Source organism: Marinomonas foliarum, assembly GCF_016906065.1.
Classification (GTDB): Bacteria; Pseudomonadota; Gammaproteobacteria; order Pseudomonadales; family Marinomonadaceae; genus Marinomonas; species Marinomonas foliarum.
The window spans coordinates 2,140,842-2,156,332 of record NZ_CP070273.1; the positions used below are offsets into that span (position 1 = coordinate 2,140,842).

16 protein-coding genes are annotated in these 15,491 nt (G+C 42.5%); 3 read left to right on the top strand and 13 right to left on the bottom strand.

The annotated features are described in order from the left end of the window. Nucleotides 1-17: 17 nt before the first annotated feature. Nucleotides 18-1,316, bottom strand: a complete 1,299-nt coding sequence (locus tag JSY38_RS18675; RefSeq protein ID WP_205113104.1) for a methyl-accepting chemotaxis protein — start codon at nucleotides 1,314-1,316, stop codon at nucleotides 18-20. 325 nt (nucleotides 1,317-1,641) lie between these two features. Between JSY38_RS18675 and JSY38_RS09870 the strand changes: the two genes are divergently transcribed. Continuing rightward, nucleotides 1,642-1,944 carry a type II toxin-antitoxin system RelE/ParE family toxin gene (locus JSY38_RS09870; RefSeq protein WP_205113105.1) on the top strand — a complete coding sequence of 101 codons (303 nt, stop codon included), beginning with the start codon at nucleotides 1,642-1,644 and terminating at the stop codon, nucleotides 1,942-1,944. Next, the gene (locus JSY38_RS09875; protein WP_205113106.1) at nucleotides 1,941-2,240 is read left to right on the top strand and encodes an addiction module antidote protein; all 300 of its coding nucleotides are present in this window, start codon (nucleotides 1,941-1,943) and stop codon (nucleotides 2,238-2,240) included. The genes JSY38_RS09870 and JSY38_RS09875 overlap by 4 nt, the downstream gene beginning before the upstream one ends. 27 nt (nucleotides 2,241-2,267) lie before the next feature. Here JSY38_RS09875 and JSY38_RS09880 read toward each other — a convergent pair whose 3' ends face one another. From JSY38_RS09880 to JSY38_RS09890, 3 genes are read right to left on the bottom strand one after another with little or no spacing between them, the layout of a single operon-like run. Next, a complete protein-coding gene (locus JSY38_RS09880) occupies nucleotides 2,268-2,870 on the bottom strand; it encodes a DNA-3-methyladenine glycosylase I (RefSeq protein ID WP_205113107.1) in 603 nt (200 codons plus the stop codon). A gap of 3 nt (nucleotides 2,871-2,873) precedes the next feature. Beyond that, nucleotides 2,874-3,272: a GFA family protein gene (locus JSY38_RS09885; RefSeq protein WP_205113108.1), complete on the bottom strand. Its 399-nt coding sequence runs from the start codon at nucleotides 3,270-3,272 to the stop codon at nucleotides 2,874-2,876. Between the two features lie 5 nt (nucleotides 3,273-3,277). Continuing rightward, nucleotides 3,278-3,535: a GNAT family N-acetyltransferase gene (locus JSY38_RS09890; RefSeq protein ID WP_338041503.1), complete on the bottom strand. Its 258-nt coding sequence runs from the start codon at nucleotides 3,533-3,535 to the stop codon at nucleotides 3,278-3,280. A 235-nt stretch (nucleotides 3,536-3,770) separates the two neighbouring features. Between JSY38_RS09890 and JSY38_RS09895 the strand changes: the two genes are divergently transcribed. Next, nucleotides 3,771-4,910: an ROK family transcriptional regulator gene (locus JSY38_RS09895; protein ID WP_275586991.1), complete on the top strand. Its 1,140-nt coding sequence runs from the start codon at nucleotides 3,771-3,773 to the stop codon at nucleotides 4,908-4,910. A 64-nt stretch (nucleotides 4,911-4,974) separates the two neighbouring features. Here JSY38_RS09895 and JSY38_RS09900 read toward each other — a convergent pair whose 3' ends face one another. From JSY38_RS09900 to dgt, 9 genes are all read right to left on the bottom strand, one after another. Beyond that, nucleotides 4,975-7,110, bottom strand: a complete 2,136-nt coding sequence (locus JSY38_RS09900; protein WP_205113109.1) for a beta-galactosidase — start codon at nucleotides 7,108-7,110, stop codon at nucleotides 4,975-4,977. Nucleotides 7,111-7,113: 3 nt separating this feature from the next. Then, the gene (locus JSY38_RS09905; protein ID WP_205113110.1) at nucleotides 7,114-8,289 is read right to left on the bottom strand and encodes an ABC transporter ATP-binding protein; all 1,176 of its coding nucleotides are present in this window, start codon (nucleotides 8,287-8,289) and stop codon (nucleotides 7,114-7,116) included. A gap of 29 nt (nucleotides 8,290-8,318) precedes the next feature. Next, nucleotides 8,319-9,170 (bottom strand): carbohydrate ABC transporter permease, encoded by an 852-nt coding sequence (locus tag JSY38_RS09910; RefSeq protein ID WP_205113111.1) that lies wholly within the window; start codon nucleotides 9,168-9,170, stop codon nucleotides 8,319-8,321. A gap of 2 nt (nucleotides 9,171-9,172) precedes the next feature. After that, complete coding sequence (locus JSY38_RS09915) at nucleotides 9,173-10,054, bottom strand: carbohydrate ABC transporter permease (RefSeq protein ID WP_205113112.1); 882 nt, start codon at nucleotides 10,052-10,054, stop codon at nucleotides 9,173-9,175. A gap of 64 nt (nucleotides 10,055-10,118) precedes the next feature. Beyond that, nucleotides 10,119-11,381 carry an ABC transporter substrate-binding protein gene (locus tag JSY38_RS09920; RefSeq protein WP_205113113.1) on the bottom strand — a complete coding sequence of 421 codons (1,263 nt, stop codon included), beginning with the start codon at nucleotides 11,379-11,381 and terminating at the stop codon, nucleotides 10,119-10,121. 189 nt (nucleotides 11,382-11,570) lie between these two features. Continuing rightward, on the bottom strand, nucleotides 11,571-12,518 hold the full coding sequence (locus tag JSY38_RS09925; protein ID WP_205113114.1) for an IS30 family transposase: 948 nt from the start codon (nucleotides 12,516-12,518) through the stop codon (nucleotides 11,571-11,573). A gap of 141 nt (nucleotides 12,519-12,659) precedes the next feature. After that, entirely contained in the window at nucleotides 12,660-13,115 is a 456-nt protein-coding gene (locus tag JSY38_RS09930; protein ID WP_205113115.1) for a GNAT family N-acetyltransferase, read from the bottom strand. 22 nt (nucleotides 13,116-13,137) lie between these two features. Next, a complete protein-coding gene (locus JSY38_RS09935) occupies nucleotides 13,138-13,776 on the bottom strand; it encodes a Vat family streptogramin A O-acetyltransferase (RefSeq protein ID WP_205113116.1) in 639 nt (212 codons plus the stop codon). Between the two features lie 13 nt (nucleotides 13,777-13,789). After that, nucleotides 13,790-15,307: a dGTPase gene (gene dgt, locus JSY38_RS09940; RefSeq protein WP_205113117.1), complete on the bottom strand. Its 1,518-nt coding sequence runs from the start codon at nucleotides 15,305-15,307 to the stop codon at nucleotides 13,790-13,792. Nucleotides 15,308-15,491: the final 184 nt, after the last annotated feature.

Below are 15,491 nucleotides of genomic sequence, written 5' to 3' on the forward strand. Positions count from 1 at the left end.
GACCATATCAAGCGGCCTTAATCCTTCATTTTGTCGACCATTTCGACAAATCTTGCTACGCCAGATGTAATCTCAGTGAGGCCGTGTGATACTTCATTAATACTTTCTTGTCCATGAAGGGCGATACCCGAAACCGAGCTAAGCATCTCATCCATATCATTGATTAAATTGTGATTTTTTTGTACGACTTCACTAATTTCCGATGTCGCTGTAGCCGTATTACTGGCCAGTTTTCGAACTTCATCTGCAACAACGGAGAAGCCGCGTCCGGCTTCGCCAGCACGTGCCGCTTCTATCGCCGCGTTAAGGGCGAGTAAGTTGGTTTGATCGGCAATAGAACGAATGGTGACGACTATATCGGAGATGCTCTTAGATTGAGTTTTCAGTAAATCGCCTAAATCTGCGGCCTGTTTTACTTTTTCGGCAATATCGTTCGATGTTTGCACTGACGCATTAAGAATCTCTACGGCGTTTGACGACACTTGACTGGTTTGTTCCGAGGTGGCTGCAGCCAGTTCAATCGCGTTCATCGCATTATTAACGCGTTCTGAAATGTCTGAAGCGAACTTAATGACTTTGTAGACGCGACCTTTTTCATCAAAAATTGGGTTGTATGTCGCTTCTAACCATATAATTTTTCCTTCGCCATCAAAGCGTTGGAAGCGCCCAGATGAATGCTGTCCATGTGCTAATTCGGACCAAAAGTTAGGACGTTCTCTGTAGAATTTATCATCACAGAACATTTTATGATGTTCGCCAACAATGTCTTTTAGGTCACATTTCATGGTCCTTAAAACATTACTGTTGGCGTGAAGTATGTTGCCTTCAGGGTCAAACTCTATGACCGCAAGGGAGCGGTCTAATGCTGTCAACACCGCATTCTTATTTGCCAAGGATTCTTGCATTTCTGTGATGTCGTTCGCTATTTTTAGTATCTTCGTTACCTTACCTGAGTCATCGGACACAGGAAAGTAGCTGGCTTCTAGGTGAATAGGTTGCTTGTTTTGTTTAAAGCGTAGAAAAGTACCGTGGAAAGATTTTCCTGCCTTAAGGTCATCCCAAAATGTTTTGTATTCAGTGGATTTTATGTATTCGTTGTCACAAAAAATACGATGATGTTTGCCAATAATTTGATCTAGTGAGTAGCCCACCGCTTCTAAAAAAATCGGATTGGCATCCAATATAATGCCATTCACATCAAAGCTAATACAGGCAGTATTTTGTTTGATGGCGTTTAATTCATCTTGGAACTGGCTTGAAGGCTGAACTTGTTCTTTCTTAGGCGACGACTTATCTTCTTTTTTACTGAAAAACATCTAGGCTATCCTTAATTAACGGCTTTTAACCTTCTGAGCAAAGTGGAATTTCATCTTTGGCTGATGAGGAAAAAGATGCTTTCCATATGTATCTTTCGATTATGGTTGAAGATAATGATATTTGCATAATCAAAAACACTATCTTCGAGTGATTTTTTGACTTTACGGCCTCTCAAATCCATCCCTTGTCCAATCAATTTTTTCTCGCATAAAGCAGTCTTCCGCATGGTCGCTGATGAGTCCCATGGATTGCATGAAGGTAAAAAAGCATTGAGGTTAGGTTAAAAAACAACCATACTGTATTCAAATGGATACGGATTTCTTTATGTATGATATTAAACTCACGGATGAGTTCAACCTTTGGCTGCGTCAGTTAAAAGATCACTCAACTAGGATTCGTTTAGCCCGCCGCTTAGAAAAGGCGTCACGTGGATTACTTGGCGATGTTAAGCCTGTAGGCGATGGTTTGTATGAAATGAGAGAGCATTTTGGACCAGGTTGGAGAATGTATTACGTTCAACGCGGGACGACTTTGATCATAATGTTGGCTGGTGGCGATAAAACGACGCAAAGCAGAGACATAGAATTGGCTAAACAGCGAGCTAGAAAACTGGATGAGGCGACATGACTTCAATAAAAGAATTAACCAACTTTGATATGGCCGAGCAGCTTCGTACCGACGAAGACATTGCCACGTATTTGTCTATGGTGCTTAAAGATGGTGATACTGACGAGCTTATTCATGCACTTGGTCATATTGCCAAAGCACGAGGCATGACTCAGATAGCCAAAGACAGCGGGCTAGGGCGTGAAAGCCTTTACAAAGCCCTCAGATCCGGTTCTCGGCCGCAATTTGATACGATAGTAAAAGTGCTTAAATCCCTTAATTTTGATTTGAAAGCTGTGATTCATACGCAAAAATAAGCAAATCGACTTCGATTAGATGTGCTTTCATGGCCTCACAAACCCCTTCCTCGCTTTATCAATTTCCTCCCGCAGAAAACAGTCTTCTGCATGGTCGTTGATGAGTCCCATGGATTGCATGAAGGCGTACATTGTTGTTGGGCCGACGAATTGCCAGCCGCGCTTTTTGAGCTCTTTTGAAAGGGCGATAGATTCAGCGCAGGTGGTTTGGGTTTCTGGCGGCGGTAGGCTGTTCTGATCGGGTTCGTAACGCCAGATAAAGGCCGCGAGGGAACCTTCTTGTTCGATCATTTCAATAGCGCGTTTGGCGTTGTTAATCACCGCAAGAATTTTTCGTTTGTTACGCACTATGTCTTGGTTGTTAAGTAATTCTGCTATTTCTTTCTCACCAAATAATGCCACTTTATGAAAGTCGAAACTCTCGAAGGCGGCACGAAAGTTGTCTCGCTTGCTCAAGATCGTGCGCCAGCTCAAACCCGATTGAAAAGTCTCTAAGCAGAGTTTTTCAAATAAGCGCTGATCGTCATCGACAGGAAAACCCCATTCGTTATCGTGGTAATGAGGAAAGTCTGGCGCGGTGCTGGCCCACGCGCAGCGGGGTTTATTGTCTGACTCGGTATTTGTACCCATATGCTATGCCCTATCAGACGGATGGTTGACACCATCGGTGGTTTCTATTTCACCAAGATCATAAGGGTTTACTCCTTCAAGACAACCTATGTTGTAGCCGTATAAATCAGGAAAGGATCGACGTTGGTGGTGGGTGTAAATGCCACAGTTTGAACAGAAGAAATGCTTGGCAGTATTGGTGTTAAATTGATACAGCGTTAACACATCATGGCCTTTTACTATGCGAAGGTTATCTAGTGCGACAGAGCCTACGATGGCGCCTTTTCGACGACAAATAGAGCAATCGCAGCGCCTTGGATTTTCGATACCGTTAGGTAGGGTTAATTCCAATTCAACCGCGCCACAATGACAACTTGCTTTGTGTTTAAGTCTTATCTCTGTTGGGCCGACTTGTTTGATCATGACATTTACCTCTTCAAAGGTTTCAGCAAACACACCACGCGTTCTATTTCGTTAAAGCCAAGCTGTTTGTGCAGGTTGACGCTTTTCTCGTTGGAGATCGGGGCGTCGCTGCCAAGTTCCAGAAAGCCTTGTTGTTTGGCCCATTGCTCGGCGGCGTGAATCAAGGTTTTGCCAATGCCTTGTCCTCTGTTTTGTTGACTTGAGTATAAATGATCTGATGTCTTTGATTTCAGATAGAAAATTCGACTCTTAACGTTGATTATTTGTCAGCATGTGACATTGAATGATACAAATATTCACGTCCTTCTGAAACATCGTTCTTTTTCAGTTATTTTGATTGAAAATATAGACTTTAGAGGCGAAAGGAAAGTTTTATTAAGCTATAGATGTGTTGTGAGAAATGCTACTTACTATAACCTCATGGTAAAATTGGGCTCAACAAAATGATAATAAAAGAGTGTAGATGCTGTGAAAATTGATCAACGAACTTCTAGAGCTATGAATCGGAGACTCATCCTAAATTTACTGCGTAAAGAAGGGGCGATGAGTCGAGCTGACATTGCAACTGTCACAGGGTTAAGCCCTGCTGCGGTTACGTTTGTAGTGAGTGATTTATTGGATGAACAATTTCTGTTAGAAGGTAACACGACAAAAGGAGGCAATGGGCGAAGACCAATACCTTTGACAATCAACTACGCCGGTCATCTTGCGATTGGCATTAAAATGAATGTAGATCACCTTGAGTGTATTCTGACGGATCTTTCTATAAAACCGATTTCCTCTGTGGTTGTTGAGTTTGCTAATACGTCCCCTGAAGCTGTATTAGACGCTGCTGTTATTGCTGTAGGACGCTTGCAGAAAGTAGCTGAAGCGCATCATAGATTCATAGGTATAGGTTTTACCATGGCTGGAACCATTGATGTTAAGTCTGGAATTTGTGTTCGCAGTCATCGATTTAACTGGAAAAATGTCTCTTTTGCTAAAATGCTCGAAGAGAAAGTCAAAGTGCCTGTCTGGTTGGAAGACGACACAATTGCTTTTGCGATGGCGCATCATCTATTTGGCGTTGGTCGGCAGCATAAAACCTTTGGTGCATTGGCTATCGGAGAAGGCATAGGTTGCGCCATTGTAATTGAGGGCGGCGTTCATCATGGTATTAATGGAGAAGCGGGAAAAATCGGCCATATAATTCATGATTTAAATGGTGAGCTTTGCGAGTGTGGTCGTCATGGTTGTTTGCAAACTTATTTCTCTGCACCTAGTCTTGTAGAGCGATGGCGTAAACAACGCCAACTAACTAATGTTGATCGATTTGCAATGAAAGAGGCTGCGTTAGCGGGCGATGATATAGCAATCCAGATTCTTCAAGAGGCAGGTCATCAAATCGGTAAGCATCTGGCGAGCTTTATTATTGTGACAGATCCAGAAGTCATTATTGTCGGTGGTGAATCGGTGACATTTGGTGACTTTTTGTTTGCTCCATTACGAGCAAGTTTAGAGATTTATTGTTTATCTAAACCACCCATTGTTATTCCAGATGAACGGGATGACTTTTGGAGTTCTGGTGCCGCGGTGTTAGCAACGCAACAGCTTTTTAATTTTGAGCTGCTTTTTTCTGAGGATCAAGCTCAATCATAAAAACAGAGGCTGCAATTGTTACATCGCAGCCTCTAAGGGAGAAGCTAGGCTACCCTAGCTTGTTTTACAGGCGAATAACTTTGTAATCATAAGCTGCTAATAAAACACGCTCTTCAATGGTTTTATTATAGATTATATCTAACCCCTTCGGTATATTTTCTATCAACACTTCACATTCTAATGTATTGATTAAGAAGAGTAATTTATGATTGTCTTTTGCTCTTATTACGGCTTCTATGCCTTTAGGCAAATCCTTGATGACAGGCTGTACGCTCGTTTTATTAAACAGAACCTTCGTTAGGCTTGGCAACATGTCTTCTGTCAAATAAGTAGTTAAATAACATGCTTGTCCTTTACCAACAGCGCGGTTCGTTAATAAAGGCTTACCCTCCATAAAACGAGTTTTCCATTGCCCAAGCTCATGAACATCATCTTCATGGCTGATTATTTCATAAAGGTGAGCCGCATCGAATACTTGATCATTCAGGCAATATTGATAACGGCGATTTGCAGAGCAAGCTGGCAAAGGTTTCTGTGTGTTATATAGACCTTGCTCAACCGGGAAGCGAGTAAACAACCCATCCTCTTGTGGAGAGGCAAGACGGCCAAACTCTTCAACCTTGATACCCAATAACGCAGATAGTCCCGCTACGGGCGCAAGCTCTGTTGGAATATGATTGTTTGTATCACGTGTACCAGTCATTGCTGAGACAAGTAAAGTACCGCCGTTTTCTACAAAAGCCGTTACTTTTTCTGTCCACTCAGGCTGCCACATTAGCCAATGAGGTACATATAGTACTTTTAAGCGACTTAAATCATCCTCAGGGTGGATGAAACCACATGATATACCAGACTCATAACAATGGCGGTAGAACAAAGTGGCATCATCTTGGGGTGATGGTAACCCCATTGGATAGGTTTTATGAGCTTCTTGATTATCAAAATCTGCCCCCGCAATACCTATGTCAAAGGCAACGGATGTTCCTAATAACTCATTTTTGATTAGGTTAATATCTGAGGCAAATTGGCACGCTTCATGGTAGCGACGACGAGGCTCATCATCATGATCGATCAGCCCCATCCAATATATCTCGGCTCCATAATGGGCTGGACGCCAACGGAAAAACATTAGGCCATCTGCACCACGAGCGACAGATGACATTGCCATACGGCGCATCTCCCCGGGTTCTGGTGTCATTGTGGAGAAGGCTGGTTGACTACCAAATCCAGATGCTTGCTCTGGCACAATAAAGTTTCCAGAGTGACTTCGACATATATCAAGCTGCAAAGCTTGTGTTACTCCATGACCTCCAGTACGACGCATTTCGTCATATAGCATTGGATAAATATCGAAACCGATGAAATCGAGATCTTGCCCAAATTGACCGCGAAAATCGATATCTGCAAGGTTTCCTAAATTGTGGAAAACAAACCACTTATTGTTAACGCCTTTAAGAATTTCTACTTGATCTCGTTGGAAATCCGCAGTGGCTTGAGCAAGAAATCGATGGTAATCCTGAACATGGCCGGGGCTTAAAAAAGAAGGCGCCATAGGAATCGGTAGCACGACTTGATCAAAGTTGTCATAAGCCGTTGCCCAAAAATTACCGCCCCAAGCAAAATTTAAAGCGCTAATATCTGCGTATTTATGACGTAAATAATTCCGAAACGCCAATGCTGTAGAGTCAGAATAAGACTCCGATACTGTTGTATTGAGTTCATTGTCTGTCTGCCAGCCGATGACATAAGGATTGTCTTTATAATGCTCTGCCAATGCTCGCGTGATTCGGCGGCTATGGTGACGAAGAACTGGACTTGTTGTATCTCCATGCTGACGAGAGCCATGACTGGCTTGGCGGCCATTTCTGTCGACACGTAAAATTTCAGGGTAATTTAGTGTCATCCAACGAGGCGGTGTTGCAGTTGGTGTACATAAAATAGTGTTAATGCCAGTTTTCCCTAAAATTTCAATAGCTCGATCAAAGAGGTCAAAATCAAATTTCCCTTCGTAGGGCTCCCATAGATGCCATGCAAACTCCCCCATACGAACGGTATTGAAGCCCGCGGCTTTCATCCGTTCTGCATCACGTAGCCAATAGCTCTCATCTACGTGTTCTGGATAATGTGGCACACCTAAAAGGAAGTCATCTAGATTTAATGGGCGCCATACAGATAAAGGTTTTTTGGGTAATACTTTCATTACTTAGGACTCCAATTCCAAAACAGATTCACTTTTAATTATTTTTTGTGGGCTGATGGTTGCCCCGTCAGGTGCAAATAGGTACAAGTTTTCAATTTGAAAGGCCAACTCAATTTTAGATTGGTTTCGAAGGGGAACCATCGCTGGAATTTGTACAGTTAAATCTTCTGTCCCCGTATCGGATTGATATGCTTTAATTGGTTGAGCATCCACGTATAGAACCGTTTCACGACCAAGTTGCTCTACCAGTTTTACTGTCGCTGTGATGGGAATATCTTGCTGGTTGTTATTCAAATTTCTTAGACGTAAGTTCTCAGGACGAATTCCTAGAGTGACTATGTCTGAAACCTTTAATTTGCTTTCGCCGTTTTCAGATAACGGACATTCAATTAGGGGTAATCCTTTCACAGAAATTAGTGCATGTTGGGCATTTGTCTTCTCAACTTTACCTTTAAAAAAATTCATTCGTGGCGCGCCAAGAAAGCCCGCGACAAATAGATTTATCGGATTTGTATACAGCTCAAGTGGCGAACCAACTTGCTCAATATGACCTGCATTTAATACAACAATACGACTTGCCATCGTCATGGCTTCAACTTGATCATGGGTCACATAAATCATTGTGGAGCCTAAACGAGCATGCAATGTCGATAGCTCGACTCTCATCTGTGTCCTTAAGGCTGCATCTAAATTTGACAGCGGCTCATCGAATAAAAATACTTCAGGAGATCGTGTGATCGCTCGGCCAATAGCGACACGTTGACGTTGTCCACCTGATAATTGTTTTGGATACTTATCTAACTGCTCAGTGATTCGAAGAATTTCTGCCGCTCGTTTCACAGCAAGAGTAATTTCTTCTTTTGGGCGTTTGGCCATGCGTAACCCAAATCCCATATTTTCGCCCACTGTCATATGCGGATACAAAGCATAGGATTGAAACACCATGGCGATATCGCGTTCTCCAGGATCAACATTCGTGACGTCACGCCCTTTAATGAAAAGAGACCCTGCTGTGATGTTTTCTAAACCCGCAATGGTTTTTAGCAAGGTTGATTTACCACAGCCGGATGGGCCTACCATGACAATAAACTCACCTTTTTCTATGGTTAAATTAATGTCTTTTAGTACGTGAAAACCGTTGTAATGTTTGTCTAAATTTGTCAGTTCGACACTGCTCATAATTGGATACCTCAAATTCAAAAACTCGGTTAGCCTTTTACAGCGCCCATGGTAAGACCTGACACGAAATGTTTTTGCATCATGAAAAACATCAGTACAGGTGGAATAGCGATGAACATAGTGGCCGCAGAAACGATGTTCCAAGCAGAAACATACTCACCCATTAAAGAGGTTAGTCCAGCGGTAACAGGTTTCACTGTATCGCTTTGGGTTAATACAATGGCCCAGAAGTAATCATTCCAGACAAAGGTAAATATCAAGATGGCTAATGCCGCAATTGCTGGTCGGACTAACGGCACAACGACATGAATAAGTATTTGCCATGGGCTAGCGCCTTCAGCTCTGGCCGCTTGGAATAATTCATCAGGCAAAGCTGCAATAAAATTACGCATAAACAAGGTCGCAAAGCCTGTTTGAAATGCTACATGGAAAATGATTAATGCTGCGTAGCTATCATAGAGTCCTAAGTTCACCATCAGATCTCTAATCGGAATCATCATTACCTGTTGAGGTAAGAAATTCCCTCCTACGAACATGGCAAAAATGAACCAATTACCTTTGAAGTGATAACGAGAAAGAACAAAACCAGTTAAGGTCGACAGTACTAAGATAAAAATAACCGAAGGAATTGTAATAATTAGGCTATTAAAAAAATAACGTGTCATATTGGTTTGCTGAAACACTGCCATATAATTTTCAAGAAGATTAAAGCTAGTTGGCATTCCCCAATAATTACCTATCATGACATCAGAGAAAGATCGAATAGATGTCAACATGATGGCAAATAAAGGCAATAACCATAGGGTTAGAACCATGAATACCAATGTCATGTAGATGAAACGGTGTCGTTTGTGGCTGTCAGGTACTTGTCTTGGATACATGATTATTTCTCCTCCGCTTTTACTAAGCCGCGTAGATACCAGACAATGAAGACTGACATGATCAGGAATAGCACCGTGGCAATCGCGGCACCATAGCCAAATCGATAAGAGAATAAGGATTGTTCATACATTTGATAGGCCAAGACCGTCGATGACCCGAAGGGGCCGCCTGATGTCATGACTGCAATGATGTCGAAAGAGCGCAAAGCACCAATAATAGTAATTGCTAGAGCTATAAAGCTGATTTGTTTTAGCTGAGGAATCACAATAAAGCGCAGCATATTCAAACCTTTTGCCCCATCAATACGTCCAGCGTTGATTTGCTCCTCATCTAGGTTGTTGAGTCCAGCTAAAAATAGAACCATACAAAAGGCTACTTGCGGCCAAAGGGCAGCCAATACAATCGCAGGCGTCACCCAAAAATCATCGGATAATAGAGCGGGTACGTTGGCGGCTCCAAAACTGTGAAAAATTAGCGCTAACAAACCGTAAGTTGGGTCGTAAAACCATCCAAAAATAACCCCAACCGTGACAGTTGATAACACCAGAGGCATAAAGAACAAAGATTTAGCTAAGCGCATGCCCCTAATTTTTTGATTGAGTAACAGTGCGATAGCAAGACCTAATGGAAGTGAACTCAAAAACATCACTATCCAAATAATGTTGTTACGCAAAGACACATAGAACTGAGGGTCATCTAGCAGTTCTTTATAATTATCGAGCCCAACCCAAACTTTAGCGCCAAAACCATCCCAAGAGTGCAATGAAATCCAAAAGGTCTCTATCGACGACAAGATAATGACGACAAAGAAAAGGATTAGCCCAGGGGCCAGCAATAGAACCGGAGTTAACCAGTTTCTATTGCTTTTCCAGAAAGAAGGCATGAGGAAATCTCCAATAAAATGAAACATTTTATTTATAAAAAGTGTTTATATATTTCGACGTTTTCTAGCCGTAAATACGCTGACGAGCTCGCTCAATTTTCAACAAAATGTTGTCGCGGTATTGAGGTCTCACCATAAACTCTTGGAATCCTTTTAAGCCTTCTCTAGCAAGGTCTGGGTGTGAATCTCTATCATAGTATTGAGCTGTCCCTTGTACGGATTTCATTTCTCTGGCAATCATATTAACAATTGCATCGTTAGACGGCGGACAGTCATTACGAGCGGGCAAATTTCCTTCAGGTTCAAGGTAAGCGGCTAAATTTTCAGGTTGATAAAAATAGGAGAGAAACTCTTTTGCAAGCTCAATATTAGGTGCACCAGATGGAACGTGAATCGAGTCCACAGAGAAATCTTCATATTGAGGCATGTCTGATTTAATTGTAGGAAAAGGAGCAAACTTGAGTTGGTCAAGATCCTCTTTGGGGAAGGAATATTTAATGAAGTTGCCTAAATCCATCATTGCGGCTTTTTTCTGGACCAATTGAGCTGCTGCTGGATCCCAAGCGTAAGAGGTGGCATTTGGTGTAAATAGATCAGCATTAATTAGCTGTTCCCATAGGTCAAATACTTCTTTCAAAGATCCATCGGTGTAGGGGATTTTGCCATTCATGAGCGCCATATGATGGTCTAAACCATTAATGCGTAAATTCATATGGTCAAACCATCCAGCTGCTGGCCACATGTTTTTTGTGCCCATAGATATTGGTGTAATGCCCGCTTTTTTTGATTGATCTGCTAGAAGGAAGAAGTCGTCAAAAGTTTTTGGAACAGTTAAATTGTGCTCGTTGAAGGTGTCTTGTCGATAAAACATTCCCCATAGAATACCGCCTGTTGGTAAACCATATTGGCGATCGTTTATTGTTACAGAACCAATGGTACCACCGAGTGCTTGACGGTAATTTTGTTGCTCGACTAGATCTGATAAATCAGCAAATAAACCTCGCTCAACAAAAGTGCGCATGCGACTACCAGAAAACCAAAAACAAATGTCCGGTGGGCTCGCAACAAGATAATTTCGAATTGCTGTTTTATGAGCTTCGTGGTCCATATTGTTTACGACGACATTCACACCAGCCATTTTGCCAAACTCTCTTGCTAGTCGCTCGATGACGAGCTTCTGTTCAACATTGCCTCGGTTAGAAATAATCGTTAATTGGCGACTTTTTCCTATGGCTGGAAAGGAAAGAGCTGCGCCTGCCAATACAGCACCTGCGCCTTGTATGAAGTGTCTACGGCTTAATGGGTTGAGTATTTTATCGTCTTTCATTGCTATCTTTACCCCGTTGTTTTTATTGTGGTGGTAATATGAGTAAAGCAAATAAGTGTCCTCAGGTAAATAGTTAATTTAATAAATTAACTATTTACCTGAGGTAATTCCAATTCAACTGCACCACAATGACAGCTGGCTTTGTGTTTGAGTTCCTGAATTCAAGTCCGAAGTGCGACACTTTTTATTTCAAGCTGCTAAGCACATCTCTTTAAATACGACTGCTGGCTGCTTGAACCCTAAACACTTCCTTGGGCGATAATTGATTCGTGTCATCGCCCAGTGAATCGTGTCATCTTCAATGTTTCTTAAATCTGTTCCTTTACGAATATATTGTCTCAAGAGGCCATTGCTGTTTTCGTTGGCTCCACGCTCCCAAGAACTGTAGGGGTGGGCAAAATATACTTTCGTCTCTAGCGCTTCTGCTATTTCCGCATGATGAGCAAACTCTCTACCATTATCCGCTGTAATCGTATGCACATGAGCTTTAAAGGGCGTTAATAGCTCTATTGTGGCTCGGGTGACATCAGCAGCAGACTTTGAATTGACTTTCTTTATCAGGTAAAAACGTGTCTTTCGCTCTAGAAGAGTGACAATTGAACCCGTACCATGTTTACCTAAAACGGTGTCTATTTCCCAATCTCCAAACCGCTTTCTTGTATCAACAATATCAGGCCGCTCTTCTATCGATACCGCATTCTTTATTGCCTCACCTTTTGTCCGCTTACCTTTTCGGTAACGCTTATGACCTTGCCTTAAGAGACGATAAAGTGTCCCTTTGAGCCTTTTATCGTCATTAATATACTGATAAATCCATTCATGGCTGACTGGTACACCGCATAAGGTTAATACATGAGAGACTTGCTCTGGACTCCAGTCAAACTCAATGAGGATGCGAACAAAATCAATGGTCTTTGCGGGTATTCGATACTTTGCCGACGCTTTTCGTCTTGTTAGGCTGCTCTTTTGTGCTTCTTTAGGACAGTAGCCGTTTATTTGTCTATTACGCTTTAACTCACGATACACCGTCGATCGATGGCATTTTATCGTACTGGCTATCTCAGATACGGAGGTTTCACGTTCTAAAAGGGCCGAAATCTGGTATCTTTTCCCTTCGGTCAACTGCTGATAATTCATGTTGGTACTGCTTTTTTCTGTGGTAAGAAGAATCATACCAACGTCAGCAGTTGGCTTCTTCTATACCTGCGTTGCAGTGTCGCACTTATTATCTGAATTTAGGTTTTATCTCTGTTGGGCCGACTTGTTTGATCATGATATTTATCCTTTTAACGGTTTCAGCAAACACACCACGCGTTCTATTTCGTTAAAGCCAAGTTGTTTGTGAAGGTTGACGCTTTTCTCATTGGTGATCGGGGCGTCGCTGCCAAGTTCCAGAAAGCCTTGTTGTTTGGCCCATTGCTCGGCGGCGTGAATCAAGGCTTTGCCAATGCCTTGTCCTTGGCAATCTGGTGACACAAACCAAGCCTCAATATAAGGCGTGGTTTGTTGGCTGCTGCCAGGGACATTGTCGCGAAGGTTTAGCTCGATAAAACCCACCATCTTTTTTGAGTTATCAAGCGCAACTAACACCTCTTTTACATTGGAGTAAGTTCCTAAAAAGAAGGCGTTAACTTCCGCTTGGCAGATGTCTTTGATCTCTGGTAGAAATTCGACTCTGAGTGCTGACCATGCCGCTGCATCGCTTGCTTGTATGGTGCGGATGTTGATTGTCATACATTAACCTTTGCTATTCTGTTTACTCATCTTTAGCGGCTTGTAATTTAGCTAAATCTGCACCGGCGATGGCTTTCAAACATTGGGTTATTTTCTCGGCGCTCCAATCCCACCAAGCAATGTTTTGTAGCGCTTGAATGGTTTGCTCGTCAAAACGATATTTGATGATCTTGGCAGGATTTCCACCGACCGCGCTGTAAGCTGGCACGTCGGATGTCACCACGGATTTGCTAGCGATGATGGCGCCGTTACCAATTTGCACACCGGGCATGATGGTGGCGTCGTAGCCAATCCACACATCATTACCTATATTCGTATCGCCTTTGTAGGGTAAGTCGCCAGCTTCGGGCGCCACTTTTTCCCAACTGTTGCCGAAGATGTAAAACGGATACGTTGAGAAACCAGCGTTGGCGTGGTTAGCGCCATTCATGATGAATGTAACGTCTTTTGCGATGGCGCAGAACTTACCAATAATTAGCTTATCGCCAATAAAATCAAAGTGATAAAGCACATTGTCTTCAAAACGTTCTGGCCCATCTGGATCATCGTAATAGGTGTAATCGCCAACGATGATATTGTTTCGGGTAATGAAATTTTTAAGATAACCCACTTGTGGGAAGCCCTTCATCGGCTCTTTATTATTTGGATTGGGTCCTTTCATATTGCCTCCTTTTCTAATCAATTACGTGCAAGGCGCGGTATTCGTCGTAGGCGAATTGGTCTGTCATGCCGCTGATGTAGTCTTGAATGAGACGACAGCGGAAATAGAACTCCCATGCATCATCAGTGATGGATTCCAGCTTGCAGCCTTTGAAATGAGTTTTGAAGTCAGTCAGACTTTTGTCTTCGATGGCGGTTCGATAGGCGCGAATGTGTTTTTGTGAGAGCTTTCTAAATACTCTCGCCTCGTATGCGGGTGCTTTTATGTCGTTGTCTAGAACCTTGTTGAAGCTGGCTCTGTCTAGTTTGAGTAATGGGGCATAAATATCCAGGAGTCCATTGATGATTCGGTAGCCTTGTAGCTCTTGCCCTTCTACTTCAGGCGTGCTGAAGGCGTATTTTCGAGCCACTGTTTTGAGTGTTTCGACCACGGCGTGATGATAGCTACCATCTTCAATTAGGGCGTTATTAAAAGAGCCGTGGAATACGGCATCGATATTATCGATAAAGCGCTTACAAGCGTATTTCGGCAGTTCTTTATTGATGCCTACACGCAGTCCAACAAAGAACATACTGTCGATTTTGTTTTGTCGATACATGGATTCGGCAGAGACAATAATCTCATCCATCATTTGATTGACTGACAGTTTGAAATCATCAGATTGGCAAGTATTGGTAAATTCTTCACGTAAAATGTTTGGTAAATCCGCAATAGATAAAATACCTTTCTCTTCCGCATCTTCGATATCGGCCACACCATAAGAAATATCGTCAGCAGCTTCCATGATGTATGCGAAGGGAGAGCGTCTTCCTTCTTGAATATTTAACGCTTCTCTTAATGCCTTGATAAAGGGCGCTTCACTCAAATAAAAACCGACCTTTTTTTGTAGGTAATTTTTATCTGGTTTGGAAGTGTCGCCACGACGGGTGTATTTCATAATGCCAGACAATTGGCTATAGGTGAGGTTGAGCGCAAGCAAACTGTGTACTAAGCGAATGGCTTGAGCATTACCTTCAAAGTTACAGATGTCACGTTCTAGAGCGGTCAGTTCGTCGTTGAGTTTGATGTCTGAGTCGTCAGTATCTGGCATAAAACGCTTAAGAAATTGGCTTGTATGTTTCTCAAACCATTTGATCATGGTGTCTTCTCCAAAGTGACCGAAGGGCGGGTTGCCCACATCATGCATCAGACAAGACATTTCGACGATGGATTCAAATTGGCGGTCTAATCCAGTCAGTCCATATTCCTCTAGCTTTCCCTTGTCTTTCGACAAACTCTGAAATACCAACTGGCTAATGTAACGTCCAACTTGCTGTACTTCCATCGAATGGGTCAAACGACTGCGTACGGCAGCATTGCGCTCGAGAGGAAAGACTTGTGTTTTCTGCTGCAAGCGACGAATAGCTGCGGAATTTATAATGCGCCCTCTGTCACTTTCGAAGTCGCCCTGTGGTGCTATTTTTGTGTCGTCAGAATTTCGGCTGTTATGAAGGCGGTTAGATCGAATTTTTTGTCTAAAATTAATTGTCATGAAGCACATCCTTGATCTGGAAACATTTCTTATCATTCGATAGTAACGATATTTTGGACGACAAGTCATGTTTTAAGTGATGGTATTTTAAACAATGAAGCGGATGGTTCGTTTGCTTATCATGCAGTTAGATATCGACTTGTCACATAACTGTCATCTTGATGCTTTCTACTGTCTGTATAGT